This is a genomic window from Cohnella sp. (assembly GCF_041640265.1).
Taxonomy (GTDB): Bacteria; Bacillota; Bacilli; order Paenibacillales; family Paenibacillaceae; genus Cohnella.
Genome location: NZ_JBEQAP010000011.1, coordinates 126255 through 144139 on the forward strand (window position 1 = coordinate 126255; position 17885 = coordinate 144139).

Annotated in this window: 14 protein-coding genes; 1 reads left to right on the forward strand and 13 read right to left on the reverse strand. The window is 45.7% G+C overall.

Going from position 1 to position 17885, the window contains the following annotated elements:
- Positions 1-34 precede the first annotated feature (34 nt).
- The 13 genes from ACESLK_RS11020 to ACESLK_RS11080 all read right to left on the reverse strand — a co-directional run bounded on the left by ACESLK_RS11020 (position 35) and on the right by ACESLK_RS11080 (position 16997).
- Entirely contained in the window at positions 35-1153 is a 1119-nt protein-coding gene (locus ACESLK_RS11020) for a CgeB family protein (protein WP_373229501.1), read from the reverse strand.
- Between the two features lie 132 nt (positions 1154-1285).
- Positions 1286-7060 carry a PKD domain-containing protein gene (locus ACESLK_RS11025; protein ID WP_373229482.1) on the reverse strand — a complete coding sequence of 1925 codons (5775 nt, stop codon included), beginning with the start codon at positions 7058-7060 and terminating at the stop codon, positions 1286-1288.
- Positions 7061-7148: 88 nt separating this feature from the next.
- On the reverse strand, positions 7149-8333 hold the full coding sequence (locus ACESLK_RS11030; RefSeq protein WP_373229483.1) for an S-layer homology domain-containing protein: 1185 nt from the start codon (positions 8331-8333) through the stop codon (positions 7149-7151).
- 578 nt (positions 8334-8911) lie between these two features.
- Positions 8912-9187 carry a hypothetical protein gene (locus ACESLK_RS11035; protein WP_373229484.1) on the reverse strand — a complete coding sequence of 92 codons (276 nt, stop codon included), beginning with the start codon at positions 9185-9187 and terminating at the stop codon, positions 8912-8914.
- Between the two features lie 2 nt (positions 9188-9189).
- Entirely contained in the window at positions 9190-9522 is a 333-nt protein-coding gene (locus tag ACESLK_RS11040) for an alpha-helical endospore appendage domain-containing protein (protein ID WP_373229485.1), read from the reverse strand.
- A 29-nt stretch (positions 9523-9551) separates the two neighbouring features.
- A complete protein-coding gene (locus tag ACESLK_RS11045; protein WP_373229486.1) occupies positions 9552-9842 on the reverse strand; it encodes a nucleoside-diphosphate sugar epimerase in 291 nt (96 codons plus the stop codon).
- Positions 9843-10052: 210 nt separating this feature from the next.
- The gene (locus ACESLK_RS11050) at positions 10053-11456 is read right to left on the reverse strand and encodes a glycosyltransferase family 2 protein (RefSeq protein ID WP_373229487.1); all 1404 of its coding nucleotides are present in this window, start codon (positions 11454-11456) and stop codon (positions 10053-10055) included.
- A 26-nt stretch (positions 11457-11482) separates the two neighbouring features.
- Positions 11483-12469 carry a GT-D fold domain-containing protein gene (locus ACESLK_RS11055; RefSeq protein ID WP_373229488.1) on the reverse strand — a complete coding sequence of 329 codons (987 nt, stop codon included), beginning with the start codon at positions 12467-12469 and terminating at the stop codon, positions 11483-11485.
- On the reverse strand, positions 12469-13194 hold the full coding sequence (locus ACESLK_RS11060) for a sugar phosphate nucleotidyltransferase (RefSeq protein ID WP_373229489.1): 726 nt from the start codon (positions 13192-13194) through the stop codon (positions 12469-12471). The genes ACESLK_RS11055 and ACESLK_RS11060 overlap by 1 nt, the downstream gene beginning before the upstream one ends.
- A 38-nt stretch (positions 13195-13232) precedes the next feature.
- Positions 13233-13964: a glycosyltransferase family 2 protein gene (locus tag ACESLK_RS11065; protein ID WP_373229490.1), complete on the reverse strand. Its 732-nt coding sequence runs from the start codon at positions 13962-13964 to the stop codon at positions 13233-13235.
- Complete coding sequence (locus ACESLK_RS11070) at positions 13961-14785, reverse strand: family 2 glycosyl transferase (protein WP_373229491.1); 825 nt, start codon at positions 14783-14785, stop codon at positions 13961-13963. Before ACESLK_RS11070 ends, ACESLK_RS11065 begins: the two co-directional genes overlap by 4 nt.
- Positions 14786-15090: 305 nt before the next feature.
- Positions 15091-15954 carry a glycosyltransferase family 2 protein gene (locus ACESLK_RS11075; RefSeq protein ID WP_373229492.1) on the reverse strand — a complete coding sequence of 288 codons (864 nt, stop codon included), beginning with the start codon at positions 15952-15954 and terminating at the stop codon, positions 15091-15093.
- Positions 15955-16214: 260 nt separating this feature from the next.
- Positions 16215-16997, reverse strand: coding sequence for an SDR family NAD(P)-dependent oxidoreductase (locus tag ACESLK_RS11080; RefSeq protein WP_373229493.1), 783 nt, complete (start codon positions 16995-16997; stop codon positions 16215-16217).
- A gap of 172 nt (positions 16998-17169) precedes the next feature.
- Here ACESLK_RS11080 and ACESLK_RS11085 point away from each other — a divergent pair, with 172 nt between their 5' ends.
- Positions 17170-17784, forward strand: coding sequence for a TetR/AcrR family transcriptional regulator (locus tag ACESLK_RS11085; RefSeq protein WP_373229494.1), 615 nt, complete (start codon positions 17170-17172; stop codon positions 17782-17784).
- Positions 17785-17885: the final 101 nt, after the last annotated feature.

Here is a 17885-nt window from a genome sequence, read left to right on the forward strand (position 1 = left end):
CCTTCACCCCTCCTACACGTCTAGCTATGCACTTCTAATTTAGTCCGAGAACACCTAGCAGCTTTCGAATACGATCGCTAAATGTGTGATTCCTTTTCGTTCGCTGGTAACCCTTCACTGCCATTCGAAGGCGCTCTTCCTCATGGTTTAAGTAATAATCCATCAGTTCAATCAAGTGCTGCGCACTGTGAAACACTCCAATCTCAGACCCTATTAAATAATGCTCAGGCAGCTCGCTCCTCATATCTGTCAATTGCAAGTTACCGCAGGCGGCTATCTCGAACGTCCGAGGATTAATGGATTCCGCTCCCCAGTTTATTCCGTTCATGTTGTCTTTCCCTGCTTCCGTAGTACGATGAAGGTTGATTACGATTTTTGCACCGTTGTAATACTTAGCCGTTTCTGGAACCTCAATCCAGCCATTATTGACAAACTTCGATACCAAGGGGTACTGCTTCATTCGTTCCCAGTGACTGCCGCCTATCAGTACCTTCTTATCTTGCAGATAGGGTGCGAGTTGATCGAATAGCTCTACTCGGTTCCAGAATGCGGCTCCGATAAAACAAATGTCTGTGCGGTATTCAGGCGGTACGGGCATGGGATGGAATATTTCGAAATGTGCGGCCAAAGGCAGATGGTAGACATGCATGCACCCGACAGCACGGTAAAGCTCCAAGCAAGTCCTCTCATGTGTAAAAACATAATCGTAGTGGGGTGCGACTATCACCGACACGTCTGTTACGTAAGGATCATCTACAAACCAGATTGCCGTTGGTATGCCTAAATGACGTATCGCATCTATCTGCTCAAGATGATCCGGAGGGAACACATGCAAACCGTTCATCACAAGAACAGCATCTGGACGGAACTCCGCAGCTTGAACCTGCATGACTGCAGCAGAAGCTATTCGCACCTCGGATACTTCATTCTGCAGGGCTGTGATGACACCTTGATCAATCGCCTCGAATCCTTGGGGAACATATAGAATGCGTGCCTTACTGCGCGGTTGCGATTCCGCAATGGCAGTCTTGTCGATGCCCTCGCATGCGCCTAACCTCCAGCCATCCAACCAACCATTTTTGTAGCCTGTTTTGTAGCCGTCTAGGCTGCCTTGGTTTTTTCTCCTTGAAATTGAATGGGACCGCATCATCATCACCCGCAATCAATATATGCGTAAGGGTGGGGTTGGACTTGGATACTTACCCGTCCATATTGCACATTTAGGCGGGCAAAAAGCGCCCTTTCTCTAGAAAATCGTTCTAGAGAATGGGCGCTTAGCCTTTTCTTATTGAATTCTGTGAACTCGGACGTAATTGTCCACTGTATTTTGTATTCGAATCGGGACAGATGAGGTTTTCGTTATTCCATTACTATAAGTGACCGTAAAAACAAATGAATAGACACCTTGCGGCAGATCTTCAAAGGATAAGCTTGTATCCCCTTCGCGCAGAAGGGCCGTCCACATGGCAGCCGCTTCATTAACAGCGGCTAGGCTTTTGGAGAGCGCAGGCACAGATGAAGCGGCAGCCATCACAGACATCGGCTTCGTCACTGACGCTCCGGTATCCGTAACCACAGCCTCAAGTACGAAGGCTTCACCTGCCCAGAACCAATTGGCGGACCTTGGCGAGTTGGGGTTTTGCTCATTGTAGCGGAGACGATTGGTCTCCCAAGCGTCAGTATGTCTGACATAACCTTGAATAGCTAGGGGGTGGACAGTTATAGCCTTCGAAACAGATGTGCTGGCACCAATGGAGTCATGAACGGTAAGCTTGATCGTGTATACTCCGGGGGTATCCATCGTCTCCGGACTATTAAGGGTTATATTCTTCGAAGCCCCTGATTTACTAAATCCGCTAGGTCCGCTTACAGTCCAAGAATATGTAAGCGGATCACCATCCGTATCTGTAGTGAGGTTTTCTATATCAATAGTGTCACCCTCATAGGCAGGCTTCGGCGTCCAATCGAAATTGGCAACCGGTGGTCTATTTAGAATAGTAACTTGCTTAATCATTTGGGCAGTCTGACCTATAGAATCCGTGACAACCTGACGAATCTCCATTACACCTAAGCTTGAGAATCTTGTTGTCCACATTCCACGATTCGTTGATCGAACGGTCTCACTGCTGCCTTCGGTGATATTTCTAACATAATACACATGCTGCAAATTACTAGCTGCTCCATCCTCCGCATCGGATGCTGTCGACCTAACGGTAAAGGTAGTTGTTTTATAGCCAGTCGTCGGCGTTACCGTGAAGCCGGCTGCCGGAGGTGCGTTTGGAATTGCAAGCGCAGCGACTGTTATTTGTTGCTCGTTCCAATTGCTCCATGCGCCGTATTCATCCTTTACCTGCATACCTACACTATAGATTCCCGTTTCTTGCGGTGTAACCAATTTTTGATCAACCTTTGTACCGCTTGGCGTGATAAAGTAATACTTCCGCTCCAAAACTCCTCGTGTGGTTTGATAGTTGATTCCAGTTCTCTCTGTACTGTAGATGGTTGAACTTTGCCATCGATCCGGATCATAGCTCTGATCATTCCATAGAACATTTTTATCTGAAGCTCTGATCGATAACGAATACTGTGAAACTGGCCTGCGATGGACGGTAATGATCTGCCAATATTCATTAGACCACTTGCGATAATCGGCAAACTCCGTCTTTGGAAATAGAAATGACGGGTTCGGGTCATCCTGCGCCTTGAGTGTAACTCGGTAATTACCCACCTTATCGAACGTAAGGGCCGGACTCGCCAACGTTTTGCCGTGCAGGGTCGAAAGCCCTTGATTATTCAGAAATTTAGGTGTATGAGCGATGCTCCATTGATAGTTGCCCGCTTTAGGATCAGTTTCCGGATCTTCAAAAAGAATGTTATTATATCGCACATCAGCTGTTGCGGCTCCGGCATCCCAAATGGCGAAATTCGTAAGCCATTCGATGGTTGGCGTCGAAAGCTGCAAACGTGCAATATTAGAGAAGTCAACGTAGGACTTATCCGAAAACGGTCCGAATTTTCCCGATGTAAATGTGCTATCCGTTACATCAAAGTAAGGAACGCCATTGACGAATGCTCCAATCCGATTTCCTTGAAGACTTACTTTGAAATTATAAGCAGTGTTCGACTGAAAAGAAAAAGCGATGCTGCCCAGGATTGTACGTACTCCATTTACGTATTTGGAAAGATAGAGCGTCGAGCCATTGGTTTCAAGCGCATAACGATTACGAGGATCGGTCATTCGGAAAGACATGCCTGCAAGCTCGGTATCCGCTATGGGTTTGTTCATCTTCACTGTCCAAGTTAGCTCGGCGTTATCCACCTGTTCACTTGAGACGAACTGGCCTAACTTGAATCCCTGATATGGTGCTGCGTTTGTTGTAGGCGTTGATTTTACGATCCACGGTGTAAGTTGTCCATGGTTAGGATATGAACCAGTGCTTGAAGTGTAAAACATTAGATAAATACCATCGCCGATATACGTTCCTCCCGCAGGAGATGATGATGTTGAAGTCGCCCAATAGTTTATATCCATTATGCCACCACCATTAAATGAGGTAACAACGGAATTGTCCGGCGCATATACGGTTACGTTGCTTCCTGCATTTATGACCGTTCGATATCCATCAGGTGTATAGGATGTTACTTGACCTGACGTTTGAATATATTGGCCTTCCCAATTGATGGCAACCTTAGAGCTTTCGGATGTGAACCCATAATTTGCGAAATCATAATCCGAAATGGCACCTGTATCCATATTGATCTTTTGATAGTAGGTATATGTGTCCCACCCAATCGCTGTGTAACTTCTAGCTACGACTTCACGTCTTATGGGGTTGATCAGTAAAATATGCTTAGAATCACTAGGGTCACCAAGCTGTGCTCCAAATGTATAGGCGGGATTCGAGTATGTCCCGGATAATTTTTTTTCCCATCCAATGGTGAAGTCTGGATTGATCTTGTATACATATGTCTCATCGTCCCAGTGGGCATTGGGATCTGGAGCAGTACTTCTCCAAGAATACCCATACCACTCTCCGTCAGGCCCTCTGTAAAGATTATACGGATTATAAGGTAATGTGGCGGTCTTAATAAGTTCACCGTTTCGATTAAATTCCATTGCTTTAGTGCCATAAAAGTAAATTAAATTGTCTCCACGAGTATAAAAATTTACTTGTGCTCCAGCCCACAATTCACCTAATATCGGTGTTATATCATTGCCCCTGAGCGCTGTACTCTGGATAAACTCTCCTGTAAAGGCATCGTAAGTTCTTATGTCCATCAGATTTTGGTCCACATCATAATAATAACCGCTGCTATTGTATGTGGAACACTTCTGACAAGGCCATTTAACGAACTGATAAATGGTTCGATCTGAGACCTCATATCCAATAACTTGCGGACTATAAAGTGTTCGCTCGTACGGATACTTCAATACGCTGTAATCCCGATTCAAATAAGCAGCATAGGTCGGCCAAGTACCCGTTTTCATTTTTGGATATGTCACAATCAAATCGTAAGGACTCAGAATAAAATCGAAAGGGTCTTCATTGGTAAAGTGATGTTCGTAGGTAGGGTAATAACAAGCATTACAAACCATCTGTCCTGAATAATTACCGATCTTTGATTTATTCATAGCCATGAAATACGGTGCGTTTGACGAAACATTACCCGTATAGTAAATATGACTTTTATTGGTTCGCAAGAAGAACTCCGAACTGGCGCTAAAGGTTGCAGGATACCATCTATCGTTGATTGTTGTGCTATAGGGGCGTACCAAAGGTTCGCTTTTCAGGGAACCGCCTGTAAGCGCGCGATACCCATTTAACGTGTTTGCCCCGAATCCATTATTTTGCATAGGATCTACCCATGTTTTATAGTAATCATAATTATAACGGGTATAAGAGGTATAGTACGTTTTAAACCGTTCCGTAAATTTACCGAGACCTGCAGATAAAATCCCGCTATTTGTACTCCATCCTACTCCCTTATTCAATAATTGCGTGTTCGTATTCGTCTGGTACAGCGGCCAGCTGCTTAAAATCTCTGCAGCCGTATACTGTTTTTTGTTGTCCGGCGCCGGGATCTCATTTTCACCTTCCATAAGGAAAGAAACCGACGGTGCCTGATTGATCGTGTCGAGAACGACTGTAGTACTTGCAAATTTACCATAATCCTCAGTTACCGTAATTTCAATTTGATATCTTCCTACCTTAGTAGGTTTTAATGTCGTTTTTACTAACGTGCCTGTCATCGCCTGCCAAGTGTCATCAGTAAACCCGTTATTAGTGGTGTCATACTTATAACGGTAGGAAGCCGAAACGATTGTATCCCCGTCTGTTGTATACGAATTGTTGAATATATCATACGTTGTAAGCCTAATTCCGAGAGGCTGTACGTTAAGAACAGGTACAGGCGGCTCGTCAGGCAGAACATTAAGGGTAACGGATGCCGGGCTTAAAGATTTCAGACCTGCACTATCGAATACATCTAGCGTAACGGTTTGTGGTCCCGCTGTTGTATAAGTAGATAATCTATTCGTCCAAATGTCACGCGTATGATCTATTGTTCTATTCATTGGACTGTAGCTGTTATTGCCATGTATGGCAGGTGTGATCGGATGGTTTTCTCGAATGATAGATGGAGCAGTGATTACAGGAATAGGATTAGGCGGAGTTACTTCCACACAAGCTGTCTGCGTGGAGTCAGCCCCGAAACTATCCCTCATTGTTGCTTTGCCGCAATAATATCCCGGTGTATCCATCAGTATTCGATGAAATCCGTTTCCGCTTTCGGAATACTTTGATGGTATCTGCTGCGCCCAGGAATTAGAAGCGGTAAAATCAAAGCCGACAAAGGTTATGGTATCTCCGTCCGGATCAGTTGGAGCTGGATCATCGAGATATACAAGATCAAGCTGTGTTCCAACAACGACTTTAGTTTGCACAGATGATTGGCTCCATTGACCGGGAGTTGTCCATCCTGCTTTAAATACTGGAGGGCTATTTGATGCTGGACCATTCACCGTTAGCGTTTTACTGGCGATCCATCCGGAGTCTGCGCAACTTGCGGTTATTTTTATGGAAACATCGTGGCCTCCAACACTGATAACAAAAGGATATGTCGAATAACTATAGCTTAAAGACCCTGATTGACTGAAAATTTTACTACTTGTCCATGTAGATCCGTTTCGTTTAATTTGAAACTCATGATACTGATAAGTACATCCTGAAGGAATAACAAAACTTTTGGGTTTCAACGTAAAGCTATCCCGCCAGTTAATTGTTTGAGAGGGTAAGATATCAAATTCACCGGTTATGTTATAAGCCGGTGGCGGGCCGCTTTTCAGCCTGTAATAGAAATGCAAATAGTAGGTTGGGAACGAACCATCATAAGTAAAGCTCGGCGGCTCTCCAGCTATCGGTGTCCCTCCTGATGGCGCTGTACCGCTTGTGCTTTTCTTGTATCCTACATACTCATAATCAGAATTGGACGGATGTGTGTAGTTATATGATTGGCCGTTGACTAGCGTTTCCTGTCGATCATTAAACACAGAGGACAAGCTGCTGCCGCCCTCTGTGAAGTGTTTAATGTACGCCTGTCCATCATTTATCGTGTATGTACCTTCATACGTGACTTTAATTGGAAATGGATAAACCATACTAGGATTACTTCCACAAACATTACCTGAAAATCCAGTCACACCTTTGCCCGAATATCCCTTTATAAAGACTTCATTTCCAGATATATAGGGTTTTCCATCAAGGGCGGGATCTGCGAAATCGTCCATTATAACACTTACACGCTTCACGTCTGTTATATCTGAATAATCTACAGGAGTATTTGGAGCATCTTTATACTTCCATCCTGAAGATGGTGCTGCTGTTGAGACTCCTGTTGTAACTAGTGTTTTTACAGGCTGACCTCCATCATTAATAGCAGTTACAGTACCATTAATAGTACCGCCAGAACTCCAATGCCCATCGGAGTGCTGACACCAGTAATATCCTGGATTATGTGTCGATGTCACTGTTACTGTTATCGTTGTTGCAGCGCTTGTCATTGGTATAAAAGGTGTGAACAAAGATGAGATCAGAATGAAAAGCATGAAAATAGAGAGATTTTTATTATAAATATTTGCCTTCAAGCAATCACTTCCCCGCATCAAGGTTTCTAAGAATATCGTAGAACCCACCGTTTGACGATGTATTGGATTGTAAACTCAAAAACGGTTGATCATTTCTGTAGAAACCATATAACGCAAATTCTACTGTCTTACCTTTTTTTACAGTCAGGACTTTAGATGGAAATGATGTGAGATGTCCGAATTTTTGCTGTGGTATTTGATAAGTAAAAGGTACCTGAGGAGATAAATACGTGTTATTACCAAGATTTTGATGATCTCCGTCTACTTTATACGTAACATCTAAAACAGTAATAACATACCCCCGAAGATTTTGGCTAAATCTAATCGGCATATCATTTCTATCCCAAAGGAATTTTTTCTCGTACAAACTAACCTTTGAACCTTCAATCGGTACAACATATAACCGTTTTAATTTGGCTGTGTATTTCTTGGTCTCAACAACAATCTTATCCTTACTCAGATCTACCAAAGGAATAAGATTAGAAACACTCGTTACATTCATCCCCGTCCCAGACACTTCTTTAAGCTCCTGCAGACGAAGATTTGTAGCTGGATCTTTTATCCGAACAGCCAACAAATTCTCGATCATCACAACCGCCTCTGCCCGTGTAGCTGTCTTTTTCAATCCCATCGTCCCATCGGGATAGCCGTTAACAATTTCAGCACCGAACGCTAGTGCAATATACGGCAAATCATTCTGCTGAAAGTCTCGGTAATCCGTGAACGGCAAATCCCCATTGTACAAACCATCGAACGCATCGAAATAAGCTGTATACCTCTCTTCCCGCGCAAGACCACGAGATACGATCCGCATAATTTCTACCCGACTAATCGGCTTCTTGTATTCTGTTGAGTCCGTATTATCTAGTAACTCCATCTCGAACGCTGCAGCTACATACGGTTGATACCACGGTGTCGCTCCCTGAGAATGCGGCAATTTCAACGCATCAACAACCATTTTAATAAACTCAGCTCGTGTAACTGGTTTACTCGGTTGAAATGACCCGTCCGGATAACCGCTCACGTAGTTGTTTTGTGCTGCTTGTACAATTTGTGTTCTGGCCCAGTGGTTATCTTGAACGTCCTTAAACAGTACTGATTTTCCTTCTGTATCCGCAGTCGCAGCATATATTGATACCGAACCAAAAAAAACCATCATACTTAAAATTGGTATTATCCACTTTTTCATTTGTTATATCCCATCTCACTTTCAGTTAATAAAATCGACATAAAAAAAGAGAAAACACGGCCGACATCTGTTAAACGTCTGCGGGTGCTTCCTCGCTATTGAGTTCCTATATTTGGTTAATTTATATTATATAAACATCATTTTAGCTTCGTCAACACTTATTGTGTCGAAATTTCAAATAAATTGATAATTTAACAGGCCATACACCTCTATAGCTGTTGTTCATATGCCAGCTGGTGGCCATCCTCGAATCCTTTCGTAAAACCCGCATTATAACCAGCATTATATGAATGATTAAAGCCAGATTGATAGGAAGATCCTTTGGCAGCACTCTTTCTGCTCACTTTCCCTCGACGGCGACTCTGACTTTTGCGAGCACGGAGCATGCCTTTACCTGATCGAGACTTTCCACGACGCGTACGCTTATGGGCCTTCTTTATGTTTCTTCTCTTAACTCCCCTGCTAACTCCTGTCTTCCTTTTCCGGCTTATGCCGGTACGTGAAGATCGCTGTTTGCGCTTCAACTCGAGTCACCTCCAGTCCAGTACATTACTCCGATGTACCACAACTCCTGCACTTCACGGCTCCCCGCACTTCACTGCTTCCGATAGCCAGGGAGACGCCGGCTTTCCCCGGACGGGCGGGCGCCAGCTGGTTCCGTATACCGCTCGAAGGAGCGCACTCTGCATACCCGTCAACACTCGCACATGCTCATGTAACGACGCAGAAGAAACGCCCGTTGCCTGCGTTACATCCGCAACGCTTTCTAATATTTTAGCTAATGCTTCTTGACTTCTCGATATAGCTCCCATCAGCTGAAGCTTAATTTCCCATTCACGTTGCAGCCGGTCCATCTCTACCGATCTCCCGTATCCATACCACCGAACATTGATGCCATATTCTGATCGGAAGCATCATTGTCTGGGTTTAAGATGACCTTCATGTTCCGACTTAAGCCATTGCAAAGTTTCGTTAACCCGTCGATAACCTCGATATTCTGCTCATGCAGCTGCAAACAAGTCGACAATTGCTCATGATGCGTAACATAAGTGTCATTCGTCATGTGGGTACATATCCAGTTGCGAATCTTTTCAGCCTCCGTCGCTTTAGCTTCTAAGATCATCATGACATTCCATTGCAGCTTCGCAATAGCATCGAGTGTGAGATGATATGCTTCCTCTCGTCTCATCTCTCCGGCCCCCTCTCCTGCATATGCCCTTATTCTTCCTCAGCCGAATCGCCCATAGCTTTTACTATGTTAGTCATGCTGTCTGCAACGGCTTCCTGCAAATCCGCAAGGCTGTTTAAATATGAAATAACGCTTTTTGTTACTTGAGAAGAACTATCCAGCAAACCATCCAGACCGTTTAATTGGGGGTGTTCATCCGGTAATGCTTGAACCAGTTGCGCCATTCGCACAGTCACCTGCCGCTTTGCATCCAATATCCTCGCCATCTGCTGATGAGACCTCGATAAATGAACCACGATCTCCGTCAATAACTCCTGCATGCTAGCCGAATCCCCCCATACCTAAACGGATATTTCTTTCACTTCGCAATAGCGTGCAAACGTCTAGCCTCCTACAGCATATGCCGCCTCTTTGCGCTTGCCACAGGAACAACTACCTACATTACTAATTCAGCTAGACTTTGGATGTGAATCTGACCGCAAAAAAATGCCCCATCCGCGGCCCATGGCTGCAGGTGGAACACCGTGTACTTACAATATTTGTCGTAACAAAGGGGGCGAAATAATGGGTAATCCCTGCACCCAATCCTCGAGCTTCTCTGGCGTTATTGCCTTAAGCGGCTTCAAGTGCAGGTTCCAGGCTTGCATGGCAGCTGAGCTGATAATACGCCTCACTTTACCCCTTTCCAAATGATAATAGACGCCATCCGGCAAAATGACGACACTGGCTTCAAGACCACTTATATCCCCTAAACCACGCCAACGTTGCTCCACCTCTTCGGCAAGGATCGGCTCCCCTTGCGGCCAACGGCGCAGGTCCACCTGGGACATCCGAGTAGAGGGAAATGTTAAAGCACCTACCACCAGTCTTCGCATTCCCTGCTCAATCCAGTAAATATTCGCCCCAATCGCTTGAACGACAATATGCTCGGGATAATAATGGGCAATATGCGGCAAAGTCCCTTGTACAAGCTCTGGATGCTGCTTAGCCTGATGGATCCATTCATACGGATTTTGCCATTTGTCCATAAAATATAATCGATTCCTTTCGTTTATTTCCACGAAACGATTTCCTAGCGCCTTCATGCTCACGCTGCCGAAATGATGGATAAAGGTGTCTTGGGCCATGACCAAGCTTTTTCCCAGTAAACGCACACGGATATTATAGTCGTCATCCTCGAAATTACCGATTTCAAATCCTTCATCGAAATAACCGTTTCCTTCGAACAGTTCCCGTCGGAACAACAAGCAGAATCCGGTTAGCCGGTCGGTCCTATGCCACCTCGCGATATTTGAATGATTATTCTCCCGGGCAAAATTAGGCATATCCGCTACATCCCGATAAGGCACACTAATTTGCTGATCTCCGCTTATATAATTGGTAACCGGACCGACCATTCCAATGCCCTCATCACTATGCAGGCAAATCAATAAGTTATCCAACCATTTCTCCGTGACTAAGGTATCATTATTAAGCAGTACAATCGTGCGGCCTTTGGCCATCATCATACCGATATTGATTGCTCCGGCAAATCCGCGATTATTATCTAACACACGATATCTCACTTGCCCGCCTAGCTGTTGTAAATAGTCCGCCGTTCCATCGGTTGAAGCATTGTCCACAACGATGATTTCGTAAGGCGGATTCGTATTTCCGATAATACTGTTGATACATAGCTTAAGCAAAGCTAACTGGTCAAAAGTAGGAATCACGATACTTGTACCCTCGAACACCGTAGGATAACTCTGAATACCAGACTGTACACCTTCACGGTAACCCTCTCCGAATCCATCGCGGAAATGGATTTGTCGCTTATTTTCCTTCGAGAGTGAACTCTCTTGTGTACGGCGAGATTTGCCTCTGTATCCCGCATGGATGGAACGGGGAGGCTTGCGATGCCTTCTGCGTTTAACTAACGTTCTCGTTACCGCCACTGCCCTCACCTCTCATGTCTTTCTATTCAAACCCGTTCAAAGTGTTCCAATCCCGCCATCCGATTCGCCAGGTGACCGAAGTCAAAGGTTACTTTACCGCGGATTCCTGCCAAATGGACAGCGATAGGAATGGCAGCAATTCCAGCGGCGACTAGGGCGATATCGAACTCATAAGCCGCTGCTTCTGCAACAACTCGACCAACGTCAGAATACCCTCTTACCGGAGTGATAACACCTGCGACCTCTACACCCTTCTCCACCAAAACTTGCTTAAGTTGCTCGGCAACATTACCGATCACAAGTGTCTTTCTATCCTTCAGCAGTTGCATAAGCAAGCCTAATTCATAAAGTGAATAATTCATCGTCGAGGTTGTAAGTTTTAGAGCTTGGTGATCTATCCCATGCGCACGAAGAGCTGCGAAAAACAAGGGTTGAAAATGGGGATGCCTTGACATCGGGACTCCAACAAGAGAGGCTACGCGAATACTTGAGGCGAGCTCATCACGCGCAGCCAAATCCGGTACGTTTACCCCAGAATAAGGAAGAAACGCTCCAGCACGCTTGACCTCCTCATAGGTAAGTAATTTGTCCTGCGCCAATGTTAGCAATTCCCCATCTCCAAGGCGAATGAAGGCATAGGGTCTCTTCTCCCTAAGCGCACTATTTAATTCCTCATACACGCTTGCTGGGTCGAGCAGTGGTATTCCTCGCTTACGTAAAACTTGGACACCCGCAGCAACAGCTTCACTAGCGGAAAGATCCGGTATGATAACGTCGTTTGGAATATGGTCAGCCAATAGAAGTTCGCCGGCTGCAACTACGCCTTCCTGATACCCTTGTTCGTAGCTCCCTTGATTTTCTGGGAATTGCAACTGTTGTTTCACTACGGAACGTTTTATCGGTTTCGGTTTCAGTCTGCTTTTCTTAAAATAACGCCGCTTTAAGGTGTTCGTCCTCCGCCGACCCTGTACTGTCCGCTGCTTCTCCTTCTTTTGGGGTACGCGCTGCACCATTACGAGATAGCCCCCTTTAATCTCCTTCCCGCTTCTTCAAGCGATTCGAAGGTACCCGCATCTGTCCACCAGCCGATTAGCTCGCCATAGCTTAGTTGTTCATTGCGGGCGAATTCGTTATTCACGTCCGTAATTTCCAGTTCCCCTCTTCGGGATGGCTTTACACCATCAATTAAATCGAACACTTTGGTGTCGTAAAAATAAAGCCCCGTCACGCAGTAGTTAGAAGGAGGAAATTCAGGTTTTTCCACAATGTGTATAATGCGTCCGCTTGCTTCATCAAGCTTGGGAACTCCATATCGACGAGGATCTTCAACCTTCTTTAATAACACCATCGCACCATCTGTTTGCTGATCGAATTGTTTACAGTAAGGGCTCAAGCTCTCCTCGAATAAATTGTCTCCAAGAAGTACCACGAACTTATCGTTTGGAGCCATCATAGGCCGCGCAAGCTCCAGTGCTTGGGCAATTCCACCTGCCTCCTCCTGCACCCGGTACATAATGGATACTCCCCAATCCCGCCCGCTGCCAAGTACCTCCGCAAACCCGCCTAAAGCTGTGCGGCTTGTAATAATTACGATATTCCTTATCCCAGAATCACGTAATTTGGTCACTCCATAACAGATCATCGGATACGATCCGACCGGCAACAAATGCTTATTCGTCCAGTAGGTGAGCGGTTTAAGCCGTGATCCCGTACCACCTGCTAGTATGACAGCCTTCAAAGCAATACCTCCTCGTGGTTAGGAGCGTGATCATTTCATCAAATGAATATGCGAGGATCTAAATGCCATTTGTCCATAAAAAGCTGGTAATTACGCTCCACAAGCTGTTGCTGAGTTCCTTCAAGCTTGAAGGTAGCGCTGCCCTCATGATAAATAAGCGTATCGTGACAGACAACAAGGCTATATCCATGCAGCCTTGCACGCAGACAGAAATCATCATCCTCATAATGTCCAGGCGAGAATCTTTCATCTAACAGGCCGATTTTATCCATGAGACTACGGTCAAAAACAAAGCAGATACCGACGATTCTTTCGACACGATTCCACTTGGAATGATTAGAGACATTCACTTCAGCAGCAATTCTCTGAAATTCTTCGATATCATCAAAAGGATAATTCACCTGCTGCGACCCGCTGGCATAATTCGTAACTGGACCAACAATCCCGACATCAGAAGAGCTATACAGTGCCGCCGACAAATTGCTTAACCAGCAGGGGGTAACTAAAGTATCATTGTTAAGCAGAACAAGCGTATCCCCTGAAGAGAGGCGCAAGCCTTTATTACAAGCCACAGGAAACCCTTCGTTCCGGGACAGTGTGATGAAGGTAAGCTTTTCACGCATGCACCAATCCGCCGTTCCATCGGTCGAAGCATTATCCACAACGATAATTTCATAAGGGATTTCAGTATATTTTCGTATGGAAGCAATGCATTTTTGCAGCAGGTCGAGCCGATTATAAGTCGGAATAATAATAGAGGCTCTAATCATCGCTCATCCCCCAGTACGCTGCGATTGCGAATCGTATCCACGAATTGTAACCGACTGCCCCGAGTAGTCATTGCTTCTTTCAATGCTTCAACATGGTCCCCGGCCGCTTTTTTCAAGTGTTCCTTAGACTTTGATTGCTCCTTAAGCGTTCCACTGCCCGCAGAGCCTCCTGCACCGATCCTTAATTTATTTAAGATGGCGATGGCATGAGCTTTAACCGGCACAGCCAGGACAGCACTGCCAAGAGTATCCAAGGCATGCCTAGACATGGCAATAGGGAGCACGGACATAGAATTCGCTCTTAGATCCTGACGATTAAGGCTTGAATTCAGAAACTCATGAAATTGCTCGATACCGCCCCTTTGTTTGAACAGCCCCATCCGGGCAGAGATATCGTTTAATGCTATATCCATCCGTCCATCGCATTCCCATAAGAAACGTGCTAAGACATTCGCATCTGTTGCCTGCTTCCCATCGACAAAAAGCAACGTATCCGCATCCGTAAGCTTTGCGCCCAATGCCCGTCCAACGTCAGGTTCTACTGAATCCGGCAAATGGACGATTAACGTGTTTTTGCGGCTTCTTGCGAGTGCAAATATTCCGTCTGTCGGTTGGCTGAGCACAAGGACGATCTCATGAAGCGGAAGAGCCTCTAGCTGTGATAGCACTCGATGAAGGTCGGATGAATCCGAGCTTACGCACACGATAGCGGCCGCCCTGCTCCGAAGAGGAACCGGGGTAAGTGAAGCATACATCCTTGCTCCTTGCATAAATCCGGCAGCATAATTCTTTCCTCTTAGATAAGTCTGATTCCAATCCATTTTTTTGTTCCGGCTCGTTTGGTTAAACCTTCGATTCCAGTGCCGATGTACGATTTCCCTAAATCTCTCCTGACTCGTATCAATGGCACCACTTCCTCTCCAAGCCGCTCCCTCGTTTTTTCCTACAGTATAATCTGCTGATAAACGGCTTGGAGAGCGGGAACGCTTGATTCTATGCTTCGATATTTTAGTTGAAGGACTCTTGAGTCGTTTTGTTATATTAGTGCGCTTTGTAGACACGGACTTTAATTTGCCAGAGAAACGGAGCGGTCTTCTTCCAACTCGGACTTTTTTTTTCATTTTTGTTATCTCACCATCCATCTTTGGCGGGCACCATCTTCATATCCGCCCCGGGAATCCGTGCTTCTCAGCCACCATTGGATGGCTTCAAGGTGGTCTCCCACGATAAGCGGCTCCAAGGAATTGGTGCGTTCTCTCTTCAGGCGTGTCGGATTCAACTGTCCGACATTCACATGAATGACTCGTTCTATAACGAGACCTTTACGAATAGCAATCGTATGTGCCATAGGCGGAACGGATAAAGCTGAGGTTCCTATGACGGTAAGGGCCTTCCGGCTAATAGCATGAGGAATGGCTGTCATAGAGGAGCCTTCCAAATCAGGTCTTCCCAGCAGTGTGTTTAACGCGTGCTTGGCGAGTACCACTCCGTGTACAACTGCCTTGTGGACGGGACCGGAATAATCGTTCAAGGCCACATCCGTTCCCTCTGAGATGGCTTGAACAAAGGCTCGCAGCTTCGCAGCGGGGATCACCATATCAGCATCGATAAAAAGTAAAATAGGACCTTGCGCTTCCCGGGCTCCCAGCGACCTTCCGATGTCATGACCAAGCGGACGATCGTATACGAGCACCTTAGCACCGCATTTCCTCGCAATCTCTTTCGATCCATCCGTTGAACCGTTTACTACGACGATTACCTCTGTATGAGGATGAACACGGAAAGCTTCGCGTATGACCCTTCGCAGCGTCCTTCGCTCATTCATGACAGGTATAATAACGGATACATATGGGGTCGACTTCTGTTCAGCAGGCGTTGATGATGCTGCCTCATTACGGGATGTCCGGCTCCTAACCAACAATTGACGCCGATGCTTCACACGCCGGAACGAAGTGGAACGGTTCCGGTTTCTCCCGATTTTACTCGCCAACTAATCCACTCCCTCCGGCTCGGGCAACGGTATACAAGACATTGTATGTGTAACGTGTCCATTCGTAACGGCATATGTACATGTACACTTCTGCGGATCGGTTATCGAAGAAAAAGAAGCGTCTGCCGATTCCTTGCACTCGGCAGATGAAACCGGATCAACCTTATCGGGCGACTAAAGCCCTGCACACAGTAAAAAAATAAGACTAAAGCGTTAGTTCATACGCTTTAGCCTTATTTTTTTACTGCTAGGTTTTGTAATTACAACACAGCTGCCTTTCCTCCATCAATGTTAACCGAGGTTCCCGTCACGTAAGACGCTGCATCGGAGACAAGGAAAGTTATAACTTTAGCTGCTTCTTCTGCCCGCCCAATCCGACCGAGCGGAATGTCATGGCGAGAATCAGCTGCAAACTGCTCCCAGGTAAGCTCCGGAGCTTTAGCTTGCCACATGCGCTCGATCTGATCGCTTCGGATTAACCCGATACAAACCGCGTTTACCCTGATGTTGTCACTGGCTAAGTCTTTGCTCATCGCCTTTGTCAGAGCCAATCCCGCAGCTCGGCTGACAGATGTCGGCAAGGATGAAGCTGATGGCGTCTTGCCTCCAATAGCGGTAACGTTAAGGATGGCACCGCCCCCGTTCTTGCGCATGTATGGAACGACGGACCGGGCGAAATGAACCACGCTGAACAGCTTCAAATCTAGATCGGCTTCCCATGCGTCGATGGGTACATCATTGAAGGGTTTGGCAGCCGCAGTTCCAGCATTGTTAACAAGAATATCAATACCGCCATACCGTTCAATCGTCAACTCTACAGCTCGGTGAGTATCCTGCTCCGATGAAACGTCCGCGGTAATAATTAACGGTTCAACGCCTGTCTTTTCCAAGATTAATTCCGCAGCTTTCTTTAGAGGTTCCAGGTTTCGAGCTACAATGGACACTTGAGCCCCTTCTGTTGCTAGAGCGATTGCTGAAGCAAGTCCGATGCCTTTGCTTCCACCTGTAACAATTGCTGTTTTCCCTTGTAATCCTAGATTCATGCTTGTTTCCTCCTCCCAATAAATAATGGTTTATTGAACGCCCATTTTTCCAATATACATTATTCAAGCAAATTAAACATTCCACATTTACAAACCGCTGGTCGGTATGTATGATTGCAGTATAACTCAAGATGCTATCGAATAGGTTACAACCGTTAGGGAGGGAACGACTTTGAAGCAAGAGGAACGCAGACAACAAACAACTGAGCTGCTGCTAGATTCGACCAAAAAGCTGATACAGGAAAAAGGATGTCACTCTATTACAATGAAGGACATCATGGAAAAATCGGGATTGTCCAAGGGAGCTATCTTTCATTATGTGAAAAGCAAGGATGAAATCTTCGCTTGGGTTCTGCAGGAGCGACTGGAGAGGACAAATGAACGTTTTATGAATGAAGTGAAACAAGGCCGTAAAAACTTCGATGGACCGATGCAGAGGCTTGCAGAAAGCTTTACGGCTCTTGAGAATCCGAAGGACGTAACGAGCAAGGTGCTGATATATTTGCTTGGCAAGGAAGATCAACCAATAATAGCAGAAGTGCTTAAGCAGTATTATGAACGGTCTGTACATTTATCCGGGCAATGGATATTGACTGGCCAACAGTACGGGGTTATTCCGGAATCGGTTAATACGGACAAAACAGCCGAAATGTTCGTTCTGTTATCACTCGGTTTACGCGTTCGTTCCTCTATTCCATTGGCTTCGGCTGTTTTTAATTCTCAAGACTATTCGTCTTATATAATCAATATCTTAAATCCTAGTGAACCTCCCCCACTTACTTGTTAAGTTGAAGTCGGGGCTTCTTACCATCAACATCTTCCATGCACCTTTATAGAAGTGGGTTTGCCGCATCTACTCCATACACATAGGTTTGGGGTGTCATCGAA

What these genes read in the sequence shown, in the direction of transcription:
- ACESLK_RS11020 (WP_373229501.1), bottom strand. Translation starts at nt 1,153, where the DNA reads ATGATGATGCGGTCCCATTCAATTTCAAGGAGAAAAAACCAAGGCAGC.
- ACESLK_RS11025 (WP_373229482.1), bottom strand. Translation starts at nt 7,060, where the DNA reads ATGACAAGCGCTGCAACAACGATAACAGTAACAGTGACATCGACACAT.
- ACESLK_RS11030 (WP_373229483.1), bottom strand. Translation starts at nt 8,333, where the DNA reads ATGAAAAAGTGGATAATACCAATTTTAAGTATGATGGTTTTTTTTGGT.
- ACESLK_RS11035 (WP_373229484.1), bottom strand. Translation starts at nt 9,187, where the DNA reads ATGGACCGGCTGCAACGTGAATGGGAAATTAAGCTTCAGCTGATGGGA.
- ACESLK_RS11040 (WP_373229485.1), bottom strand. Translation starts at nt 9,522, where the DNA reads ATGAGACGAGAGGAAGCATATCATCTCACACTCGATGCTATTGCGAAG.
- ACESLK_RS11045 (WP_373229486.1), bottom strand. Translation starts at nt 9,842, where the DNA reads ATGCAGGAGTTATTGACGGAGATCGTGGTTCATTTATCGAGGTCTCAT.
- ACESLK_RS11055 (WP_373229488.1), bottom strand. Translation starts at nt 12,469, where the DNA reads ATGGTGCAGCGCGTACCCCAAAAGAAGGAGAAGCAGCGGACAGTACAG.
- ACESLK_RS11065 (WP_373229490.1), bottom strand. Translation starts at nt 13,964, where the DNA reads ATGATTAGAGCCTCTATTATTATTCCGACTTATAATCGGCTCGACCTG.
- ACESLK_RS11070 (WP_373229491.1), bottom strand. Translation starts at nt 14,785, where the DNA reads ATGGATTGGAATCAGACTTATCTAAGAGGAAAGAATTATGCTGCCGGA.
- ACESLK_RS11080 (WP_373229493.1), bottom strand. Translation starts at nt 16,997, where the DNA reads ATGAATCTAGGATTACAAGGGAAAACAGCAATTGTTACAGGTGGAAGC.